The sequence below is a fragment of the Priestia sp. ST2 genome, assembly GCF_055810735.1.
In genome coordinates, this window is sequence record NZ_JBVVNT010000001.1 from 312,371 (window position 1) to 333,367 (window position 20,997).

Annotated in this window: 26 protein-coding genes; 20 read left to right on the forward strand and 6 right to left on the reverse strand. The window is 37.9% G+C overall.

The annotated features are described in order from the left end of the window. The 3 genes from AC0KUU_RS01540 to AC0KUU_RS01550 all read left to right on the forward strand — a co-directional run bounded on the left by AC0KUU_RS01540 (position 1) and on the right by AC0KUU_RS01550 (position 1,977). Positions 1 to 1,134, forward strand: coding sequence for a bifunctional cystathionine gamma-lyase/homocysteine desulfhydrase (locus AC0KUU_RS01540; RefSeq protein ID WP_043976162.1), 1,134 nt, complete (start codon positions 1 to 3; stop codon positions 1,132 to 1,134). An 81-nt stretch (positions 1,135 to 1,215) separates the two neighbouring features. Then, positions 1,216 to 1,446: a YrhC family protein gene (locus AC0KUU_RS01545; protein WP_043976163.1), complete on the forward strand. Its 231-nt coding sequence runs from the start codon at positions 1,216 to 1,218 to the stop codon at positions 1,444 to 1,446. A 390-nt stretch (positions 1,447 to 1,836) separates the two neighbouring features. Continuing rightward, entirely contained in the window at positions 1,837 to 1,977 is a 141-nt protein-coding gene (locus AC0KUU_RS01550; protein ID WP_013059269.1) for a YrzI family small protein, read from the forward strand. 170 nt (positions 1,978 to 2,147) lie between these two features. Here AC0KUU_RS01550 and sigK read toward each other — a convergent pair whose 3' ends face one another. After that, positions 2,148 to 2,876 (reverse strand): RNA polymerase sporulation sigma factor SigK, encoded by a 729-nt coding sequence (gene sigK, locus AC0KUU_RS01555; protein WP_013059268.1) that lies wholly within the window; start codon positions 2,874 to 2,876, stop codon positions 2,148 to 2,150. A gap of 216 nt (positions 2,877 to 3,092) precedes the next feature. Between sigK and AC0KUU_RS01560 the strand changes: the two genes are divergently transcribed. Continuing rightward, entirely contained in the window at positions 3,093 to 3,242 is a 150-nt protein-coding gene (locus tag AC0KUU_RS01560; RefSeq protein ID WP_014458166.1) for a hypothetical protein, read from the forward strand. A gap of 175 nt (positions 3,243 to 3,417) precedes the next feature. On the opposite strand, the gene pssA is transcribed toward AC0KUU_RS01560, so the two are convergent. Further along, positions 3,418 to 3,957, reverse strand: a complete 540-nt coding sequence (gene pssA / locus AC0KUU_RS01565) for a CDP-diacylglycerol--serine O-phosphatidyltransferase (RefSeq protein WP_013059266.1) — start codon at positions 3,955 to 3,957, stop codon at positions 3,418 to 3,420. A gap of 114 nt (positions 3,958 to 4,071) precedes the next feature. Between pssA and AC0KUU_RS01570 the strand changes: the two genes are divergently transcribed. After that, entirely contained in the window at positions 4,072 to 4,854 is a 783-nt protein-coding gene (locus AC0KUU_RS01570; RefSeq protein WP_028410606.1) for a phosphatidylserine decarboxylase, read from the forward strand. Positions 4,855 to 4,927: 73 nt separating this feature from the next. On the opposite strand, the gene AC0KUU_RS01575 is transcribed toward AC0KUU_RS01570, so the two are convergent. Further along, positions 4,928 to 5,068, reverse strand: coding sequence for a sporulation histidine kinase inhibitor Sda (locus AC0KUU_RS01575; protein WP_013059264.1), 141 nt, complete (start codon positions 5,066 to 5,068; stop codon positions 4,928 to 4,930). 549 nt (positions 5,069 to 5,617) lie between these two features. Here AC0KUU_RS01575 and AC0KUU_RS01580 point away from each other — a divergent pair. The 8 genes from AC0KUU_RS01580 to AC0KUU_RS01615 are packed head-to-tail and all read left to right on the forward strand — an operon-like array spanning position 5,618 to position 10,710. Then, complete coding sequence (locus AC0KUU_RS01580; RefSeq protein ID WP_322552479.1) at positions 5,618 to 6,130, forward strand: YqeG family HAD IIIA-type phosphatase; 513 nt, start codon at positions 5,618 to 5,620, stop codon at positions 6,128 to 6,130. A gap of 3 nt (positions 6,131 to 6,133) precedes the next feature. Continuing rightward, positions 6,134 to 7,240 (forward strand): ribosome biogenesis GTPase YqeH, encoded by a 1,107-nt coding sequence (yqeH, locus tag AC0KUU_RS01585; RefSeq protein WP_043976164.1) that lies wholly within the window; start codon positions 6,134 to 6,136, stop codon positions 7,238 to 7,240. Positions 7,241 to 7,259: 19 nt separating this feature from the next. Next, a complete protein-coding gene (gene aroE / locus AC0KUU_RS01590) occupies positions 7,260 to 8,099 on the forward strand; it encodes a shikimate dehydrogenase (protein ID WP_080781554.1) in 840 nt (279 codons plus the stop codon). An 18-nt stretch (positions 8,100 to 8,117) separates the two neighbouring features. Then, on the forward strand, positions 8,118 to 8,417 hold the full coding sequence (yhbY, locus tag AC0KUU_RS01595; protein ID WP_043976166.1) for a ribosome assembly RNA-binding protein YhbY: 300 nt from the start codon (positions 8,118 to 8,120) through the stop codon (positions 8,415 to 8,417). Positions 8,418 to 8,477: 60 nt separating this feature from the next. Continuing rightward, positions 8,478 to 9,050 carry a nicotinate-nucleotide adenylyltransferase gene (locus AC0KUU_RS01600; protein ID WP_162214982.1) on the forward strand — a complete coding sequence of 191 codons (573 nt, stop codon included), beginning with the start codon at positions 8,478 to 8,480 and terminating at the stop codon, positions 9,048 to 9,050. Further along, a complete protein-coding gene (gene yqeK / locus AC0KUU_RS01605; protein ID WP_034648849.1) occupies positions 9,037 to 9,609 on the forward strand; it encodes a bis(5'-nucleosyl)-tetraphosphatase (symmetrical) YqeK in 573 nt (190 codons plus the stop codon). The genes AC0KUU_RS01600 and yqeK overlap by 14 nt, the downstream gene beginning before the upstream one ends. Continuing rightward, positions 9,602 to 9,955: a ribosome silencing factor gene (gene rsfS, locus AC0KUU_RS01610; protein WP_013085071.1), complete on the forward strand. Its 354-nt coding sequence runs from the start codon at positions 9,602 to 9,604 to the stop codon at positions 9,953 to 9,955. Before yqeK ends, rsfS begins: the two co-directional genes overlap by 8 nt. Continuing rightward, on the forward strand, positions 9,952 to 10,710 hold the full coding sequence (locus tag AC0KUU_RS01615; protein WP_322552436.1) for a class I SAM-dependent DNA methyltransferase: 759 nt from the start codon (positions 9,952 to 9,954) through the stop codon (positions 10,708 to 10,710). The genes rsfS and AC0KUU_RS01615 overlap by 4 nt, the downstream gene beginning before the upstream one ends. Before the next feature lie 40 nt (positions 10,711 to 10,750). On the opposite strand, the gene comER is transcribed toward AC0KUU_RS01615, so the two are convergent. Continuing rightward, a complete protein-coding gene (gene comER, locus AC0KUU_RS01620; protein WP_025750559.1) occupies positions 10,751 to 11,581 on the reverse strand; it encodes a late competence protein ComER in 831 nt (276 codons plus the stop codon). Positions 11,582 to 11,677: 96 nt separating this feature from the next. Here comER and AC0KUU_RS01625 point away from each other — a divergent pair, with 96 nt between their 5' ends. From AC0KUU_RS01625 to AC0KUU_RS01635, 3 genes are all read left to right on the forward strand, one after another. Further along, the gene (locus AC0KUU_RS01625; protein ID WP_043976171.1) at positions 11,678 to 12,313 is read left to right on the forward strand and encodes a helix-hairpin-helix domain-containing protein; all 636 of its coding nucleotides are present in this window, start codon (positions 11,678 to 11,680) and stop codon (positions 12,311 to 12,313) included. 96 nt (positions 12,314 to 12,409) lie between these two features. Then, complete coding sequence (locus AC0KUU_RS01630) at positions 12,410 to 12,976, forward strand: ComE operon protein 2 (protein WP_025750557.1); 567 nt, start codon at positions 12,410 to 12,412, stop codon at positions 12,974 to 12,976. Between the two features lie 68 nt (positions 12,977 to 13,044). Continuing rightward, entirely contained in the window at positions 13,045 to 15,336 is a 2,292-nt protein-coding gene (locus AC0KUU_RS01635; protein WP_237074121.1) for a DNA internalization-related competence protein ComEC/Rec2, read from the forward strand. Positions 15,337 to 15,393: 57 nt separating this feature from the next. Here the strand turns inward: AC0KUU_RS01635 and AC0KUU_RS01640 are convergent, their stop codons facing one another. After that, on the reverse strand, positions 15,394 to 15,528 hold the full coding sequence (locus AC0KUU_RS01640) for a YqzM family protein (RefSeq protein ID WP_013059251.1): 135 nt from the start codon (positions 15,526 to 15,528) through the stop codon (positions 15,394 to 15,396). 326 nt (positions 15,529 to 15,854) lie between these two features. Here AC0KUU_RS01640 and holA point away from each other — a divergent pair, with 326 nt between their 5' ends. Further along, positions 15,855 to 16,871 carry a DNA polymerase III subunit delta gene (gene holA / locus AC0KUU_RS01645; RefSeq protein ID WP_043976175.1) on the forward strand — a complete coding sequence of 339 codons (1,017 nt, stop codon included), beginning with the start codon at positions 15,855 to 15,857 and terminating at the stop codon, positions 16,869 to 16,871. Positions 16,872 to 16,905: 34 nt separating this feature from the next. On the opposite strand, the gene rpsT is transcribed toward holA, so the two are convergent. Beyond that, positions 16,906 to 17,172, reverse strand: a complete 267-nt coding sequence (gene rpsT / locus AC0KUU_RS01650; protein ID WP_013059249.1) for a 30S ribosomal protein S20 — start codon at positions 17,170 to 17,172, stop codon at positions 16,906 to 16,908. A gap of 256 nt (positions 17,173 to 17,428) precedes the next feature. Here rpsT and gpr point away from each other — a divergent pair, with 256 nt between their 5' ends. The 3 genes from gpr to lepA all read left to right on the forward strand — a co-directional run bounded on the left by gpr (position 17,429) and on the right by lepA (position 20,913). Then, the gene (gene gpr / locus AC0KUU_RS01655) at positions 17,429 to 18,541 is read left to right on the forward strand and encodes a GPR endopeptidase (RefSeq protein ID WP_237074123.1); all 1,113 of its coding nucleotides are present in this window, start codon (positions 17,429 to 17,431) and stop codon (positions 18,539 to 18,541) included. Positions 18,542 to 18,625: 84 nt separating this feature from the next. Further along, the gene (locus AC0KUU_RS01660; protein WP_013085063.1) at positions 18,626 to 18,961 is read left to right on the forward strand and encodes a DUF3679 domain-containing protein; all 336 of its coding nucleotides are present in this window, start codon (positions 18,626 to 18,628) and stop codon (positions 18,959 to 18,961) included. Positions 18,962 to 19,089: 128 nt separating this feature from the next. Next, positions 19,090 to 20,913: a translation elongation factor 4 gene (lepA, locus tag AC0KUU_RS01665; RefSeq protein WP_013059246.1), complete on the forward strand. Its 1,824-nt coding sequence runs from the start codon at positions 19,090 to 19,092 to the stop codon at positions 20,911 to 20,913. The last annotated feature ends 84 nt before the right edge of the window (positions 20,914 to 20,997 follow it).

Below are 20,997 nucleotides of genomic sequence, written 5' to 3' on the forward strand. Positions count from 1 at the left end.
ATGAAACGTAAAACACAGTTAATTCATGGTGGAATTGTTGGCGATGAACAGACGGGTGCTGTCTCTGTTCCTATTTATCAAGTGAGCACTTATAAACAAGAGGGAGCTGGGAAACATACGGGATACGAATATTCTAGAACCGGTAACCCTACACGACACGCCTTAGAAGAACTTATCAAAGAAATTGAAGGAGGATATGCTGGGTTTGCGTTTGGATCTGGTATGGCAGCTACTACTGCTGTATTCATGCTGTTTAACAGCGGAGATCATGTGCTAATTACAGATGACGTTTACGGAGGAACGTACCGAGTGATTACAAAAGTGCTGAGCCGTATTGGCATTGAAGCTACTTTTATTGATACAAGCGACATCGAAAATATTAAGAAAGAAATTCGCCCCAACACAAAAGCTATTTATATCGAGACTCCCACGAATCCTCTCCTAAAAATTACTGACTTGCAGCAGGCTTCTTCAGTAGCTAAACAGCATCATTTACTTACCATCGTTGATAACACATTCAGTACCCCGTATTGGCAAAACCCTATCGAAAAAGGTGCGGATATCGTTCTGCACAGTGCAACTAAGTATCTAGGCGGCCACAGTGACGTTGTAGCAGGGCTAGCCGTTGTGAATTCGTCTAAATTGGCAGAAGACCTTCATTTTATTCAAAATGCGACTGGAGGCGTTTTAGGGCCCCAAGATTCTTGGCTTTTGATGAGGGGGATTAAAACATTAGGAATACGAATGGAAGAACATGAATTCAACACTGGGAAAATAGTAGAGTTTTTACTTGCTCATCCTGCTGTTACAAAAGTATATTATCCAGGATTAAAAACCCATCCAAACCACCTCATTGCTAAAAAGCAGGCAAGAGGTTTTGGAGGAATGGTTTCTTTTGATGTGGGAAGCGAAGAGAAAGCGGAACAAGTACTGAGCAAAGTGAAGTATTTTACATTAGCAGAAAGTTTAGGAGCCATTGAAAGCCTTATTTCCATTCCTTCTAAAATGACTCATGCTTCTATACCGAGCGACCGACGTAAAGAGCTAGGAATTACAGATGGATTAATTCGTATTTCTGTAGGCCTTGAAGATGTAGAAGATTTAATTGAAGACTTAGAAGAGGCATTGAAATGAGGGTGGTAAAAATAGGATTTTTATAGACCTATAGATCTATGATAGAGTAGAGTTATAACATTCTACTGAGAAGGTGATTGTATGAAAGCTCAAAGCATCAAAGCAAAAATTGAAGATTACAGCCGCTTTATTTACGTCCTTCTAGCCGTAAGTACATTCTTGTACATTGGTGTTATGATTGGCCAAGGTGAAAAAAGTGATATGCAGCTTGGAATAATGGAAGCCATCGTTATTCTTTTTGCCGCCCTTGCCTTTTATTTTAGTTATCAAACTAAAAAACTGAAAAAAGAACTAATGAAAGAAAAAGAATAATAGATATAAAAAGACGATCATACATCGTCTTTTTTTTATGAGGGTTGAAAAAATAAAAAAATTCCCTATTTTTCAAAAAAACAGTTTACTTTTTATGAGTCCGTGGATATAATTACCATTGTAAGGAAAATACTTTATTAAAAGGAGGTCGAGTCATATGTTAAGACGTTTATCAGTTATGGGTCATCCAGTTTCAACTATGTTCAAAAATCGTCTATATACGTATACTATTCGGCCGTGTTCCTGTATCAAGTAACTTTCTTACTTTGATCATTAAAACACGTTAATTCACCACAGGTGCGAATAGTAGCCCTGTGGTTTTTATTATTTTTCAGCCACAGGATGCTTATGCATTACTGTGGCTTTTTTGTGTATAAGGAGGTGATTGTAATGACACTGAACATTTTCTTTTTAACTATTACCATAAAGTCTCGTCAATACTCTGAGGCAGAAATTAAGCATGAACAGTATGTAAGACAATTAGAAGAAGAAATAAAAGACCGCAAGTATGAGTTTTACCGTCATTTCTAATTTGAACAGTGGAAAGGAGTGGATGAATGATGATTAATCAAAAAGGATATATCGTTGTATGGCTGCTTGTGGAGAAAGATTCCACCTAAATGATTAGTAGGGGGAGTAATGATGTGTTTGCTACGGATTATTATTTGGAAATTATTTTAAAAAAAGAGCGGAAAGAAGGATTAATTCTCCTTCTTTCCGCTCTTTTTTTTCTCTTTTTCGGCTCTGTAAAATTCGTGAAACATTTTCATCAGCGCTCGCTTTTCAATTCGCGAAACATAACTTCTTGAAATATTTAATTCTTTTGCAATTTCTCGCTGGGTTTTTTCATCCTGCAGATCCAAACCGAAGCGACCAACAATTACTTCCTTTTCCCGATCATCGAGAATATCGATGTATTCTTTTATTTTTTCTAATTCCATATTTAGTTGAATCATATCAATTACATCGTCTGATTCTGATTTTAATACATCAATCAAACTGATTTCATTTCCTTCTTTATCCTGGCCAATTGGATCATGCAGAGACACATCTTTTTTTGTTTTTTTGAGCGCTCGCAAGTGCATCAATATTTCATTTTCAATACATCGTGCGGCATAAGTAGCTAATTTTGTTCCTTTTCCTTGCGAATAACTTTCGATTGCTTTAATTAAACCGATTGTCCCAATTGAAATTAAATCTTCCGCATCCTCTCCCGTGTTTTCAAACTTTTTAACAATATGCGCAACGAGCCGGAGATTGTGTTCGATAAGAAGGTTTCGCGCTTCTTGATCTCCTTGTTCCATTAAAGATAAATATCTCTTTTCTTCAGCAGCAGACAAGGGTTGAGGAAAGGCATTGTTTTTTACGTAGGAAACAAGGAAAACCAATTCTTTAAAGAAATAGCCTAGTGCGGTAAATAATGCAGACATCTCTTCACCTCCATAAGGGGATATCAACTTGTGAGAGACTAACATTACACTATATGTAAAAAGAAGGATGTCTTTGCCTGTACGTTTAAAATTCCCCCCGGGGACAAGAGAGTTTGAAAAAGTCCACAGATTTTTCTTTATAGATAGTTACCAGCCTATACAGAGAAAAAGTATGTACATACGCTAGTAGTAGTTCATAGTGTAAGGAGGGAAAATATGTACGGTTACGGAGGCTGCTGTTATCCTAATTATCCAGCTTACCCATGTGGAGGAGGCTTCGGCTGGGGACTTGGATTGTTGATTGTTCTGTTTGTCCTGTTATTAATTTTCGGAAGCTTCTATTGGTTTTTTAGCTGCTGGTGTTAAAAAAAACTCATGCATGTGCATGAGTTTTTTTAGATGACATATCCTACCGAATAGAACCATTCATTCTTAAGAATTCTTAAGGAATTTTCGCTTTGTTTCTTAAAGAAGATGATTTATTCTATAATTAAGAAAAGAAGCAAGACGATAATATTCCTCTGCAAAAGTAAATGGAGCTCTACACTTTTTTTAGCTTGAAAGTACTAATCATCAAGCAAGCGAGTACGATAATTAAAAACATATAAAAGTGTGAAGGCAAATAAGGGACGCCCAAGTAGCTAAGAGTTAATAAACAACCTGCTGCGGTAATAGGGAGCCCTGTAAAATACCCAGTATTTTCTGTGATGTTAAAGCGAGCAAGACGAAGTGCTCCGCAAGCAATGTAACAGATGGTAACAATTGAACCTGCAGCACCAAAGTGAGACAAAATACTTTGATAAAGTAGTAGAGCTGGAGCGATGCCAAATGATATAATATCGCACATGGAGTCCAGTTGTTTTCCAAGTTCAGATTCAATTTGCAGCTTTCTGGCTACCATGCCGTCGAATCGGTCTGCTAACGCTGCTAAAAAAATCAGTAATAAACTTAAGTTCAATTCATTTTTCATGACAAATAAAATAGCAAAGCTTCCTAAACTTAAATTAACAATCGTTAAGGAGTTTGCCGCTTGGGATCTCAGCTTTTTAATTGTATGATCTAGATAGTCTAATAAAAACAATTTCCTCACTCCTTTAAAGGATGGAATGAACTAAAGGTAAAAATAATGGTAATTTCATTGTAGACGCAAACCTTATTCTAGTAAAGAACTATTCAGTATGTGGAGGTAAAATTATTGTTGCAGCACCTGTATCGAACGTTTATTGAGCTTACGAATCATCAAGGATCATCGAAGCTCATTCGGAAATTCACTTTTTCTAAATGGAGTCGGTTTGTTATACCCTCCTATACAAAAGTTTTTAAAGTAAATAAAGAAGAAATGGACAAGCCTCTGCATCACTATCAAAACTTACACGAGCTATTTATTCGCCGTTTGAATCCTTCTGCCCGTCCGGTCGACCAGCAGAAAGACAGCGTTGTCAGTCCTGTAGATGCAAAGATAGAAGCATATGGAGTCATTACGCCTCAAAAAGAAATGATTGTAAAAAACAAACCTTATTCTATACAGGAAATGGTTTCAAATGATCTCATTCTTGAAAAATATATAGAGGGACAGTTTATTATTCTCTATCTTAGTCCGAAAGACTATCATCGTATTCACAGTCCTCTTAAAGCCCAAGTGGGGAATACGTGGACCGTTGGACAAAAGTCTTATCCAGTAAATTCATTAGGAATCAAGTACGGAAAAGAACCGCTGGTGAAAAATTTCCGGAAGCTCACGGAGTTAACATTTGAAAATGGTCACATGCTGATGGTAAAAGTAGGAGCCATGTTTATCAACAGCATTGAAGCGGTTTCTAAAAAAGAAGTAGTCGAAAAAGGGGAAGAAATGGCTTACTTCACGTTTGGTTCGACTGTCATTTTATTATTTGAGAAGAACTCAATCACTTTTGATTCTAACGTCCACTCAGGTTCTTATGTAAAGTATGGAGAACCAATTGCTCATTTGAAAAAATAGAGCCTATATAATAAAAGAGTAGATAGATAAATGAAGATGCAGCTTTCTTTTATTAAGAAGGCTCTTTTATTCGTTAAGAAGGAATTTGTATGCTAATCTTTAATGATCTTCTTTCAATTTCCTCTTCAATTAATTTTATAAAATCAGGGCTTAATTGCAGTTCGGTTGCTTTGCTGTATGATTCAATAAGCAGCTCATCTGATAATTTTCTCATAAGATTGCCGCCACCTCCTACTAAAATAAATATCCTAAAAAGTTATATTTAAATGCTAATAAATTCCTTATTTATAATCTAACATGAATCAAATAAAGGAACAATCGTTCTGTTATCCACAGCTTTCGGTGGATAAAATGTGGGTATGTTGTTTATAATTACCATTAATTGCTGAACTATAACAGAGGATAATGTGTATAAACTTATCCACATAATTAGGCTTATCATTTTTTGTCGAAAACTTTTAACAGAATTTGTTTACCACTTACCCTATTTGATCAGTAATAAACGTTTTCTGCACTATTTTTTATTTTAAGTTTGCAGAGGGTGAATATATCGTAAGCCTACGAACAAATAGAGGTTTGCTACCTTTTGTCAATAACTTTCTGTATAAAGTTAAAGCATTCACAAGGCATATCCTTTATACTAAGAAAAGGCCTGTTTTTGAAGAGAATAAAATTTTAGGTTGGAAAATAACAAGAAGTCGTTATAATGATAGACGGCGTTAATTTTAGTATGTAACTATATATTCGAGGTGCATGATACGTGTTGAAACTTTTTTTACCAAATGAACATGTGAAAAACGTGTTTCAAATTAAGCCAGACGATTTGAAAGAGCGCAGAATAAAAGGAATTATTACCGACTTAGATAACACGTTGGTGGAATGGGATCGCCCTGATGCCACTCCGGAATTAATTGAGTGGTTTCAGTTAATGAAAGATAGTGGAATTAAAATTACGATTGTATCGAATAATGTGGAGAAACGAGTCAAGCTGTTTTCAGATCCAGTTGGACTTCCATTTGTATATAAAGCACGCAAACCGATGCGTAAAGCATTTAGAAGAGCTCTTCGTGATATGGAGCTGCAAAAAGATGAGGTTGTAGTGATTGGTGACCAGCTTTTAACGGATGTATTAGGAGGAAATCGTCTCGGCGTATATACGGTTTTGGTTGTACCAGTTGCGCAAACAGATGGATTTGTAACGAAATTTAACCGTAAAATGGAACGAAGAATTCTAGGTTGGATGAAACGAAAAGGTATGATTAACTGGGAGGATTAAAACGTGAGTGAAGAAAAATTACAGTGCGTAGGATGCGGAGTGGAGATTCAAACAGAACGACCAAATGAACTTGGTTATGCTCCAAAATCAGCACTAGAAAAAGAAGCTATTATTTGCCAGCGATGCTTTCGCTTGAAGCATTATAATGAAGTACAAGATGTTTCCTTAACAGATGATGATTTTTTAAAAATCTTAAATGGAATTGGTCAAACGGACGGTTTAGTTGTAAAAGTTGTAGATATCTTTGACTTTAACGGCAGCTGGTTACCTGGTTTGCATCGATTTGTTGGAAATAACAAGGTCCTTTTAGTGGGAAATAAGGCAGATTTACTGCCAAAGTCTATAAAGAAAAATAAACTAATTCATTGGATGAAGCGAGAAGCGAAAGAGCTTGGGCTAAAATCAGTGGATGTGTTCCTCATGAGTGCGCAAAAAGGACAAGGAATTCGAGAAATTGCCGAAGCCATTGAACATTATCGCGAAGGTAAAGATGTATATGTTGTGGGATGTACAAACGTTGGTAAATCAACATTTATTAATGCCATTATTAAAGAAGTAACGGGAGAAAAAGATATTATTACTACATCTCAATATCCGGGCACAACGCTGGATATGATTGATATCCCGCTTGATAACGGCGCATCTCTATATGATACGCCTGGTATTATTAATCACCATCAAATGGCTCACTATGTAGATAAACGAGACTTAAAGCTGATTTCTCCTAAAAAAGAAATAAAGCCGAAGGTTTATCAGCTAAATGAAGGGCAAACGTTATACTTCGGAGGACTGGCGCGCTTAGATTATGTACAGGGGGGCCGCAAGTCATTAACATGTTATGTATCGAACGATTTGCATATCCATCGTACGAAGCTTGAAAAAGCAGATGAGTTGTATGAAAAGCAAGCAGGTGAACTGCTTCAGCCGCCGCGCCCAGAGCAAATGGATGAGTTTCCTGAACTGGTTGCACATGAATTTACAATAAAAAATGAAAAAACGGATATTGTTTTTTCAGGGCTGGGCTGGGTGACGGTTAATGAGTCAGGTTCAAAAGTTGTGGCGCATGCACCAAAAGGAGTCGGCGTATTTGTGCGCGATTCTTTAATTTAAACAAAAAGGGGAAAAAATCTTGAGTACATTATATGGGCTAGTTGGTTATCCGCTTGGGCATTCACTATCGCCATTGATGCAAAATGATGCCTTTAAACGTCTGAATATGGATGCTCATTATGAAGCTTTTCCAATTGAACCTGTTCATTTTGAGTCAGCCATTGGAGAGCTAAAAGATAAAAACATTCAAGGATTTAATGTCACGATTCCTTATAAAGTTGATATTATGAAGCATTTGGATGAAGTCGATCCATTAGCAAAGGCAATTGGCGCTGTAAATACAGTTGTTAATCAAGATGGCCGTTATATTGGATACAATACCGACGGTGAGGGGTATGTGACGTCTTTGCTCAAAGCAGTAGAAGGAAGCTTATCCCAAAAAAGAATTTTAATTATTGGAGCTGGAGGAGCTGCAAAAGCTATTTTTTATACAATTGCAGCTCAGCATGCTCCTGAGGTAATTGCGATATGCAATCGTACCGCCGAAAAAGCAGCTGTATTAGCTAACGAGCTGCCTTTTTCGACGAAAACAGCGGCGATGTCTATTTCTGATGCAGAAAAACAATTAGATACATTCGATATTATTATTAATACCACTTCAGTGGGAATGTACCCTAACGTGGATGAGCTGCCATTAGCACTTACTTTATTGCAAAAAGAAGCCGTAGTCAGCGATATTATTTACAACCCTTTAAAAACAAAGCTTTTAAAAGAGGCTGAAGCAAAAGGGGCAGGCACTCATAACGGTGTCGGTATGTTTGTACTGCAAGGTGCACTTGCATTTGAAAAGTGGACGAACGTCCGTCCTGACGAAGAGGCAATGGAACACATTGTTCTTTCAACACTAACTAAGAGATAAGATACAACGGAGGTTTTTATGTTAACAGGTAAACAAAAACGTTTTTTACGTTCAAAAGCACATCATTTAAATCCAATTTTCCAAGTAGGAAAAGGTGGAGTCAATGAAAATATGATTGGTCAAATTGCTGATGCATTAGAAGCAAGAGAATTATTAAAAGTAAGCATTCTGCAAAACTGTGACGAAGACCGTGACACGGTTGCTGCTCGATTAACAAAAGGAGCAAAAGCAGAGCTTGTACAAGTGATTGGAAATACAATTGTATTATATAAAGAATCACGCGAAAATAAGCAGTTAATGCTTCCAAAAGTGAAATGAAATAGAGCGGGGAAACCCGCTCTATTTAAAAATGAAGTAAATTAAAGGAGTCGGGGATTGTTGAAGAGTATTGGAATTTTAGGTGGAACATTCAATCCGCCTCATTTGGGGCATTTAATGATGGCAAATGAGGTTTTGCATGCCTTGAAATTAGATGAGATATGGTTCATGCCGTCGTATATTCCACCTCATAAAACAATCAAAGAGCCTATTGAGCCATATCATCGTTTACACATGCTAAAGCTAGCTATTGAAGAACATGATCAATTTACCCTGCAGCCCATCGAATTTGAGCGCAAAGAGCCTTCATATACATATGATACGATGAGAATACTAACGGAGAAATATCCAACATATCAGTTTTATTTCATCGTTGGTGCTGATATGGTAGAATATTTGCCGAAGTGGTATGAAATTGATGAATTAGTCAATTTGGTTACATTTGTAGGTGTAAAACGCCCGGGGTATACCATTACGTCCCCTTACCCGATAAAAGAAGTAGAAGTTCCGCAGTTTGATGTCTCCTCTTCCTTTATTCGCGAACGAGTAGTAAAGAAAGAAACCATTCGTTATTTTATACCTGCTGGTGTTAAACAATATATCGAGGAGAATCAATTATATGAATCGAACTGAGGCATTAGAAATCGTAAAGAAACAGTTAACAGAACGCCGTTATATTCATACTGTCGGGGTAATGGAAACAGCAATTGAATTAGCTAAGCGTTTTGAAGCAGACGAAAAAAAAGCAGAATTGGCTGCTATTTTTCATGACTACGCCAAGTTTCGTCCAAAGGAAGAGATGAAGCAAATTATTATTGATCAAAACATGAGCCCTTCTTTATTGGAATACAATACAGAATTATGGCATGCTCCAGTAGGCGCGTTTTTAGTGAGAAATGAAGTAGGGATTACGGATAAGGAAGTATTGGATGCGATTGCTTACCATACATCTGGAAGACCTGGCATGACGTTACTTGAAAAAATTGTGTACGTTGCTGATTACATTGAACCCGGAAGGAGATTTCCAGGTGTTGATGAAGTGCGGGAGTTAGCTAAAACGGACTTAAATGCAGCACTTATTCAATCACTGAAAAACACCATTTCTTTTTTAATGACTAAACATCAGGCCGTTTATCCCGATACGATGATGACATATAATGATTTAATCTTAGGAGGTCAAACACATGACTGAACGTGAATTGCTATCTCTTGTTGTAGAAGCAGCAGACGATAAAAAAGCAATCGATATCGTAGCGTTAAATATGGAAGGAATCTCACTTGTGGCAGATTATTTTGTTATTTGTCACGGTAACTCAGATAAACAAGTGCAGGCAATCGCTCGTGAAATTAAAGAAAAAGCACACGAACAAGGCATTTCTGTGAAGCGTTTAGAAGGATTTGAGCAGGCTAAGTGGGTTCTTGTTGATCTTGGAGATGTTGTGGTTCACATTTTCCATAAAGATGAGCGCGGATATTATAACTTAGAACGCTTATGGGGAGATGCACCATTTGTAAGTTCAGAAGAGCTACAGCTATGAGCAGGTATGGAGAATTTGCCTACGTATATGATCAGCTAATGGCAGACGTTCCGTATGACGATTGGGCTGAATTTTTTAATCAGCAGGTGGCAAAAGCGAAAACAAAGCCTGACAGTATATTAGACCTTGCCTGCGGCACGGGAGAACTCTCCGTTCGATTTGCACAAGAAGGTTTCTCCGTAGTAGGCGTTGATTTGTCTGATGATATGCTTATGGTAGCCCAGGAAAAGGCGGCAGAAGCAGGGTTAACGCTATCTCTTTTTCAGCAAAACATGGCGGAACTTGAGTTATTGAAAGAGTTCGACTGTGTAGTAATCTTTTGTGATTCTTTGAACTATTTGCAAAGTGATAAAGAAGTTCAAGAAACCATTCAACGTGTATATAAGCACTTAAAACCAGGTGGGCTCTTTATATTTGATGTTCATTCAGTGCACAAGATGAAAGACGTATTTGGAAATCAATCTTTTTCTTACGTAGATGAAGACGTGTCATACATTTGGAACTGCACCTATGACGATACAGACACGCGCGTAGAGCATGATATTACGTTTTTTGCTTATAATGAAGAAATGGATGCATATCATCGCTTTGATGAGGTGCATGCTCAGCGCACTTGGTCGATTGACCATTATCAATCATGGCTGAGCGAAGCTGGTTTTATAAATATAGCAGTAAGTGCAGATTTCAAAATGAGTGAGCCTACTTCAAACAGTGAGCGCATCTTTTTCTCTGCGCAAAAAAAAGAAGCCGAGTAGAGGCTTCTTTTTTTGTTTCAAAGCAGGATTTCTACAGAAATTATGGAATAAGACTATCAAACTGATTGTGAACAAGCTCAATGTCTTCGTCAAATTTTTCATGTGTTTTTTGAAATACGTGCACAAACATCTCTCCGAGTTCAGCTTCTAAAACTTTAATACCTTCTCCGGTTACACCGCCTTTTACGCATACTTTATCCTGCAAGGTAGGAAGCGTAAATATTTCTTTTTCCAACAGTTTTCCCATTCCAATAATCATATCACTGGCCATGACGGTAGCTTCTTCTTCAGAAATATTTGTTTCTTGAACTGCTGCATCAATAAAGCGTTGAAGCAAAAAGCTGAAGAATGCAGGACCGCAGCTTACGATATCGGATGATACGCGCGTAATCGTTTGATCAATAGCCACAGGCTTTGACATAGATGAAAATAATTCATGTAAATAATTTTGGTAAAAAGGCGTACACCTTTCTCCAAACGTGAAAAGAGAAACACCTGCTAATGCCCGATTCGTAATGCTGGGGATAATTCTAGCTGCTTGACTCGGAATGAGGCGTTCGATTTGTTCTACGCTAATTGGACTGGTAATGGATACAATGCAATGATCTTTCGTCAGCAGTGGTTCTAATTTTATTAAAAGGGGGTGAATATCCAATGGCTTAACACAAATAAAAATGACTTTGGATGCGTGAACAACTTCTTCAGCTGTATCAGCAACATGAATTTTTTTATGCTGCTGTTGAATCTCTTTGGCTCTTTTTTTTGTGCGATTCATAATAGTAATTTTAGAAGGACGTACGGCTTTTGATTCAATAAACGCATCAATTAATATTTTCCCCATGTTTCCTGTTCCGATAAACCCTATGTTCACTGATTCATTCCCTCCTTCAAAAGCCTTTTCTTCTAAACACTATGAAGACGTAATGGAATTTATGACGTTACTTCAAAATTCAAAGGAGTGTACAATTTGACTTTTTCAAAAAAACAATGGCTAATTGGGTGTATTTGCTTAGCAGTTGGCTTGGCTTTTTATATCTATCGCACAGGCGGAGAGAAACCGGAAAGTTCTCTTCAAACCTCAGATATGATAAAGGCAGAATCTTCTGCTGTAAAAAAAGAAGGAGAGTCGTCTGATCAAGTAATTTCGAGCCAAGATTCTCCGTTTGTTATGGTGGATATTAAAGGAGCTGTTCAGAAGCCCGGTGTATACCAGCTTCCGAAAGATGCAAGGGTAAAAGATGCTCTAGCACAAGCCGGAGGCGCTACAAAAGAAGCGGACTTAAGACAGCTCAACTTAGCTAGCAAGCTACAAGATGAAATGGCTGTTTACATCCCAGCTGCTGGAGAAGAAATCCCGCCTTCATCTCCAGTTTCTTCAATCTCTTCCTCAGGAACCTCAAATGATCAGCCCCTTGTTAATATCAATACAGCGAACACTGATGAACTGCAAACACTAAATGGCATTGGACCTTCAAAAGCGAGTGCCATCGTTTCATATCGAGAGGAAAATGGCTTGTTTCAAACAGTAGAGGATTTGGGGCAAGTATCAGGTATTGGCGAGAAGTCGCTAGAAAAAATTAAAGCTCAAATTACGGTACAGTAGAGACTTATTGACGAAGAAGGAAAAGAAACGCTACACTATGAAAGAGACAAGTATAATTATAATTATTCAGTTTTAAATAAAAAGGTAGGGAATGAGATGAACCGGATTTCATGGGATCAATATTTTATGGCACAAAGCCATTTGCTAGCCTTAAGAAGCACTTGTGAACGTCTGGCTGTTGGGGCTACAGTGGTGCGTGATAAACGTATTATAGCTGGAGGATACAACGGCTCGATCAGCGGAGGCGTGCATTGTGCTGACGAAGGCTGTTATGTGATTGATGGACACTGTGTAAGAACTGTTCATGCAGAAGTGAATGCACTCTTGCAGTGTGCTAAGTTTGGTGTGAAAACAGAAGATGCGGAAGTATACGTCACGCATTTTCCGTGTTTAAACTGCTGTAAAGCCCTTATTCAAGCGGGAATTAAAACAGTATATTACGCTAATGATTACAAAAATCATCCGTATGCTGTTGAGTTATTTCAACAGGCGGGAGTGAAAACAGCAAAAGTTGAACTTGATGAAGCAATCATTGACTTAAAAAGTAAAGAGAAGCTTCAATTTGTGACGGATGTTCTCGCTCGTTTAGAAAAAAGCGGAGCGGACGAAGCAGAAGTGATGAATTTACAGCGTGAAGCTCTCGCTTTGTTTACTGCAAATTAAAGGTAAAAGAGGTTTTTTACTTAGTAACAGTAAGAAGCCTCTTTCTTTTAAGAAGAAAGGAGCTAAAAGTGAAAGGATATTATATTTACTGTGCTTTTAGCATGATGATAGCTTTATATGTATATGATAATCATTCCGCTGTAAGCCTGTTTTTGCTAATCGTGCTTTTCATTTTTCAATGGCTACAATGTCCGAGGAAAGTGGTTATTACTTCTGCACTGTTGAGTGTTTTGTGCGTCTGCCTATTAGCTGAGACAAATAAGCATAACAAAACGGTTCTTTTAACTGAATCTTCTTCTTTTACAGGCGAAATTTCATCTGTGCCGCATAGTGACGGCGACAAGCTTACTTTTAAGTTTACGGTTCAAAATGAAGAGGTCATGGCTTTTTATAAACTAAAAACGTTGGAAGAGAAACAGCAGCTCGAAAAGCTAACGATTCATCAAGTTTGTCAACTAGCGGGGCAATTAACTTCTCCTTCACCTGCTCGCAACCTTCATGCATTTGATTATCAGCAATATTTGTACCATCAGTCTATTCATTGGCAGCTTAACGTCAAGAGACTTGATTTGGTAAAATGCCAGCTCCCCACTCTAACTCCACTTACGTACCTTACCTTTATTCGTCAAAAAGGAATTAATTATATTCAACAAAATATGTCGGATCCAGGCGCTGGGTTTATGCAGGCACTAATTTACGGCGAGCGCACCGGCATCGAAGAAGAGAGTATCAAGCGCTATCAGCAATTTGGTTTAATACACTTGCTTGCCATATCAGGTCTTCATGTTGGACTGCTGACAGCAATGTGTTTTTATTTGCTCATTCGGATTGGAATAACGCGCGAGCGAGCCATTACGCTTTTACTTGTGCTTCTTCCTGTATACATGGTTTTGGCTGGTGGCAGCGCTTCAGTTGTCCGAGCTGTTTTTATGAGTATGCTGATGCTTATATCGATAAAGATACAAAGAAAAATTCTTTTGGTTGATAGCATCAGCCTTGCTTTTATAGCCATGCTGCTTTTTAAGCCGTACTATTTATTTGATGTAGGATTTCAGCTTTCTTTTGCCGTTAGTTTTGCATTGATTTTATCGAGTCAGACGATTTTACCTCGTTTTCATTCTTCTTTCAGCCAGCTCATGGTTGTTTCAGCGATTGCACAAGTCAGTTCACTTCCTTTATTGTTGTACTATTTTTATGGAGTATCTCTCCTCAGTTTTCCATTAAATATGGTTTTTGTACCGCTGTTTTCTCTTGTTATATTACCTCTTTGTTTGCTCATTCTTTTTGTTCGTATCCTCTTGCCGGGAGTGAGTGAACTGCTGGAGCAGATTCTTCATATTCTTTTACTTTTTTGTGAAAAATTGCTTGGCTTTTTTGAGTGGATTCCCGCTGATTTTGTAACGGGAAAACCCCACATTGTGCTGTTTTTGGGCATGTACTTATGCATTTATGCTTTATTTGTGGCGGTCGAAGAAGGAGAATTTTTCGTTCGCTATATGTTTCTTCTCGTGGCATTGTTAGCCGCACAATGTATGTATCCTTATTTGAATCCAAAAGGAACGGTCACAATGGTCGATGTAGGACAAGGAGACTGCTTTATCATTGAGCTTCCTTATCGAAAAGGTGTGTATATGATCGATACCGGAGGAACCGTTTCATTTCCAAAAGAACCATGGCAAAAACGGCGTTCTTCTTTTGACGTGGGAGAAGATGTACTTGTTCCCTTTTTGCATTCAAAAGGAATAACAAGGGTAGATAAAATGATTATTACACACGGCGATTATGATCACGCAGGGGCGGCACAGCATTTATTTTCACAAGTGGCTGTCGGAGAGCTGGTGCTTGGGAAAAAAGCTGAATTAAATGATGTAGAGACTGGCTTGGTGATCGCTGCTCAAAAACAAAGCGTGCCTGTTCAAATTGTTCAACAAGGAGATAGCTGGCAAGAAGGAGGTGTGTTATTTCAGATTATTTCTCCGACAGGTTTCGAAGAAACGAGCAACAACGGCTCAATTGTAATAGACGCTAAGTTAGGAAATTTAAGATGGCTATTCACCGGAGATTTAGAAAGGGAAGGAGAACAAAGAATATTGAAAGACTTTCCAAACCTTAAAGCAGATGTATTAAAAGTTGGGCATCATGGCAGTAAAACTTCAACTTCAGAAGAGTTTGTTCAACATTTAAATCCTAAAGTAGCGCTTGTTTCAGCGGGACAAAAAAATCGTTATGGTCATCCTCATCAAGAAATATTAGAGCTTCTGAAAAGCTACGGAGTGTATATTTATCGAACGGATGAAGATGGTGGGGTAATGTATGAATTTACAAAAAAGTCAGGAACGTTTTCGCAGCAACTTCCATAGTCTATAGTAAGAAAAACGAACTAAAAAAGACTGCTAAGAAGCAGCCTTGAAGCAATTTTACGAACCCAAGTAGTGAATCACAGTTGCAATAACAAATAAGGCAGTGAAAAAGCCAAATGAAACACCAAATCCTACGGCAGAATCGACAGCGTCGTTGCGTTTACTTTGGACACTTTCTTCAAATTGGTTCATTAACACCCCTCCTGTTTACAGTATAATCTAACTTTTTTTAAAAATCTAGACAATTTAAAAGCGTTTTCACAAACTGACAACAGTTAACAACTATACTTTATGGACATGAGGAGAAAATAGAGATAAGGGTTTAATCATTAACAAATAAGTAACCTAGGGCTTATATTGTTAATGTTTATCATAAACTGAGGAATTGTCGTTTTAAGGCAATTCCTTTTGTATTGTTGCCAAAAACTCATAACACCTTTACGATAGAAATTGTATTTTGTTTATCAGTAACTATACATAATCAATATAGATGAATAAAAAAGAGGAGCGTATATACGTTGGCAGTTGATAGCTTAAAAAGTATTACCAAAAATAATATAGCCCCCGTTTACTTAATACACGGGGTCAATGCATTTATGAGCAAAAAGATTAGAGATAAAATCGTCGGCTATACGTTAAATGAAGAAGATAAAGAATTTAACTTGTCACTATACGATTTAGAAGAAACATCGATTGATCAAGTTCTAGAAGATGCTGAAACGCTTCCTTTTTTAGGAGACAAGCGTGTAGTGGTTGCGAAAAATGCAGCATTTTTAACGGCTGAAAAATCGAAAGATAAAGTAGAGCATGATCTAGCAAAACTGCAGCAATATGTGGAGCAGCCCCCGTCTTTTTCAACGTTAATTCTACTAGCCCCTTATGAAAAGCTGGATGAAAGAAAAAAAATAACAAAATTATTAAAAAAACAAGCAGCTTACATCGAAGCGAACGAATTTGGTGAAAAAGAAATGAAGCAGTGGATTCATAATTTACTTTCAAAAGATGGAGTGAATATGGATGAAGATGCTGTGACGCTGCTTATTCAGCTTGTGGGTCTTAATGTAACGCTTGTGACAAATGAAATTGAAAAAATGGTGTTATACGTTGGACAAGACGGAGTCATTACAAAAGAAGTTGTGCTTAAGCTTGTGGCAAAAACGCTTGAACAAAATGTATTTACACTTATTGACGCTGTTATTCAGCGAAAGGTTTCTACTGCTTTAAATATGTATCAGGATTTACTGCGTAATAACGAAGAGCCTATTAAAATTTTATCTTTGTTAGCGACGCAGTTTCGTTTGATTTATCATACGAAGCAGCTGTCTAGTCAAGGGTACGGTCAGCAGCAAATTGCTCAAACGATTAAGGTTCATCCGTTTCGTGTGAAAATTGCTTTGCAGCAGAGCAGAAGTTTTGAGGAACAGCAGCTTAAAGAAATTTTAAAGGATTTAGCAGAGGCAGATTATGAAATGAAGACGGGGAAAATGGATAAAGCGCTTATTTTACAGCTGTTTTTATTAAAAAGAGCGCAATAAAAAAACGATCCTAATGGGATCGTTTTTGTCTCAATTATGCAGATAAACCGTTAAGTTTTACTGCTAAGCGAGATTTTTGACGAGCTGCAGCATTTTTGTGGATAATACCAGATTGTGCAGCTTTGTCTAATTTTTTAGAAGCAACAGCAAATGCTGCTTTTGCGTTATCTACATCGTTGTTTTCAACTAAAGCTTCAAAGTTTTTGATTGCAGTACGCATAGCTGATTTAGCTTGAATGTTATGAGCACGGCGAGCTTCAGTAGTTTTTACACGTTTGATAGCTGATTTAATGTTTGGCATCCGTTTCACCTCCCGAAATGATAACAATCGAGATTATATAGAACTCGACATTCTTCACAATAAGAACAAAAGATATTTTATCAAACACAAGGACAGAATGCAATAGCCTTGACAAGGAATTTTATATGACAGAGCTCTCTTTAAAAGCTTGTAGCTGATATTGCGCCCTTCCTTCCACTTTTCATTTCTTAAATGCATGAATCTGCCAGTCCTCGGTGACAATAATTTCAACAAAGATTGTCTAGGAGGTTAAGAAATGGAAAAAGAACTTGATTTAAGTCATTATAGCGTGCGCACGGATTTAGCTGTCGAAGCAAAAGACATAGCGTTAGAAAATCAGCCTAAACCGAATAATCAGTCAGAAATCAAAGGCGTAATTGTAAAAGAAAAAGAAGAACAAGGTGTCAAAATTTCAATGGTAGAAATTACGGAAGAAGGCGCAGAAGCAATCGGTAAGAAAAAAGGCCGATATGTAACCCTTGAATCGGTAGGCATTCGCGAGCAGGATACTGAAAAGCAAGAGGCCATGGAAGAAGTATTTGCTAAAGAGCTGAATTTTTTTATTAAAAGCCTCAACATTCCAGATGATGCTAGCTGTCTTGTAGTGGGTCTTGGAAACTTAAGTGTTACACCAGATGCGCTTGGACCAAAGGCAGTAGATAATTTGTTGATTACAAGACATCTGTTTGAGCTACAGCCTGAAAGCGTGCAAGATGGCTTTAGACCCGTTAGCGCCATTGTCCCGGGAGTAATGGGAATGACGGGTATTGAGACAAGTGATATTATCTTTGGCGTTGTAAAGAAAGTGAATCCAAATTTTATCATTGCAATCGACGCGCTGGCCGCTCGTTCGATTGAACGGGTAAATGCGACCATTCAAATTTCAGATTCAGGTATTCATCCGGGGTCTGGGGTTGGAAACAAACGCAAAGAAATCAGTTATGAAACACTTGGCATTCCAGTTATTGCAATAGGTATTCCAACGGTGGTGGATGCTGTTTCCATTACAAGCGATACAATTGACTTTATCTTAAAACATTTTGGCCGAGAAATGAAAGAGCAGGGAAAGCCGTCTAAGTCGCTGCTTCCGTCTGGTATGACGTTTGGAGAAAAAAAGAAGCTCACGGAGGATGATTTACCTAATGAAGAGCAGCGTCAAACGTATCTCGGTATGATTGGCACCCTTCCCGATGAAGAAAAAAGACGTCTTATTCATGAAGTGCTTGCACCTTTAGGCCATAATTTGATGGTTACGCCAAAAGAAGTGGATATGTTTATTGAAGATATGGCTAATGTAGTTGCAGGAGGACTTAACGCTGCTTTGCATCATGAAGTGGATCAAGAGAACTTTGGAGCCTATACTCATTAATACGCTTTTAGATGAATGAGTTCTTCACAATATAGTCATAATGGTTAGTACTACAGAAGATAAAGAAGTAAGGGGCCTAATAATATGATTAAATTTACTTTAAAATCAGTAGTGCTAACCATTTTTTTACTGTGCATTGTATTTTTAGGGATGCAGACGGCTCAGCAAGGGTTGATTAAAATGAAGGGATATAATGATCCTTCGATTGAACATGTTATTAATGTTTCTAAAACGTCAGATGGTCAGGTGGAAGCGGCTGTTTTAGGTTCAAAAAAAGTCGTGAATATTGACGAAAAACAGCAGTTTCTAGAAAAACGAAAGGCTTTTAACTTTTTCTCCTCGCTAGGTCAAAGTTTAGCGGAAGGCGTGAAAAGTACAATAGGAAAAGCTTTTAAGGCTATCCATCATCTTCTTAATTAAAAGCAGAATCTCTTTCTGCTTTTTTGTATGGAAAAATCCCCAATGGAATGCTTATTGAATGTTGACGAATGTGTTGTTATAATTTAGTTTAGTGTATTTTGCCGATTTTCAGTAGGAGTGAAAAAAATATGGATAGAGAAGCAAGATTGAAACGACAATCGAAAATCAGAAACTTTTCGATTATTGCTCATATAGACCACGGTAAGTCAACATTAGCAGACCGTATTTTAGAAAAAACAAATGCGTTAACACAGCGAGAAATGAAAGCTCAGCTTTTAGATTCGATGGATTTGGAACGTGAACGTGGAATTACCATTAAATTAAATGCTGTGCAGCTTCAATACAAAGCAAAAGATGGAGAAGAGTATACTTTTCATCTAATTGATACACCGGGACACGTCGATTTTACATATGAAGTGTCGCGAAGTTTAGCCGCGTGTGAAGGTGCAATTCTAGTAGTAGATGCAGCTCAAGGTATTGAAGCTCAAACACTAGCAAACGTGTATTTAGCACTTGATAACAACCTTGAAATTTTACCTGTTATTAATAAGATTGACCTGCCGAGTGCAGAGCCAGAGCGAGTGCGTCAAGAAGTTGAAGACGTAATTGGATTAGATGCGTCGGAAGCTGTATTAGCTTCAGCTAAAGCAGGAATTGGTATCGAAGAAATTTTAGAACAAATTGTTGAAAAAGTTCCTGCTCCTGAAGGGGATCCAGATGCACCGCTTCAAGCGCTGATCTTTGATTCATTTTATGATGCATACAGAGGTGTAGTTGCATCTATTCGTATCGTACAGGGACGAGTAAAAGTAGGCGACAAAATTAAAATGATGGCAACAGGAAAAGAGTTTGAGGTAACGGAGCTAGGTGTGTTAACGCCAAAAGCCGTTGCTAAAGATGAACTTTCTGTTGGCGACGTAGGGTTTTTAACAGCAGCTATTAAAAACGTTGGAGATACGCGAGTAGGGGACACGATTACACTTGCTAAAAATGGAGCAAGTGAACCTCTTCCTGGTTATCGTCGTCTGAATCCAATGGTATACTGCGGACTGTATCCAATTGATACAGCAAAGTATAACGATCTTCGTGAAGCACTAGAAAAGTTAGAGCTAAATGACTCTGCACTTCAGTTTGAACCAGAGACGTCTCAGGCCTTAGGGTTTGGTTTCCGCTGTGGATTCTTAGGGTTGCTTCACATGGAAATTATCCAAGAGCGTATTGAACGCGAATTTAAAATTGATTTAATTACAACAGCTCCAAGCGTTATTTATGACGTGTATTTAACAGACGAGACTCATCTGTCTGTAGATAATCCGTCTAATATGCCGGACCCACAAAAGATTGAACGTGTGGAAGAACCGTATGTAAAGGCAACGATGATGGTACCAAACGATTATGTAGGTGCTGTGATGGAGCTTTGTCAGAAGAAGCGAGGCAACTTTATTGATATGCAGTACTTGGATGCTAATCGCGTGAGTATTGTATATGAAATTCCACTGGCTGAAATTGTATATGATTTCTTTGATCAATTAAAATCAAATACAAAAGGCTATGCTTCGTTTGATTACGAGCTTATTGGATATCAGCCTTCGAAGCTTGTGAAGATGGATATTCTCTTAAACGGCGAAACGGTCGATGCACTGTCCTTTATCGTACACAGAGATTCGGCGTACGATCGTGGTAAAGTCATTGTAGAAAAGCTTAAAGAGCTTATTCCACGTCAACAGTTCGAAGTGCCTATTCAAGCGGCAATCGGTCAAAAAATCGTCGCGCGCTCAACAATTAAAGCCATTCGTAAAAACGTTTTAGCAAAATGTTACGGAGGAGATATCTCTCGTAAACGTAAACTTCTTGAAAAACAAAAAGAAGGTAAAAAACGTATGAAGCAGGTCGGTTCTGTTGAAGTACCGCAGGAAGCATTCATGGCTGTGCTTCGCATGGACGAAGATTAATAGCTGAAATTCTATTATTTAACATGTCAAATTAGTTTTGAAAATCAAGCTAATCTGATACGATAGTAAAGAGTTTTGAGCGCT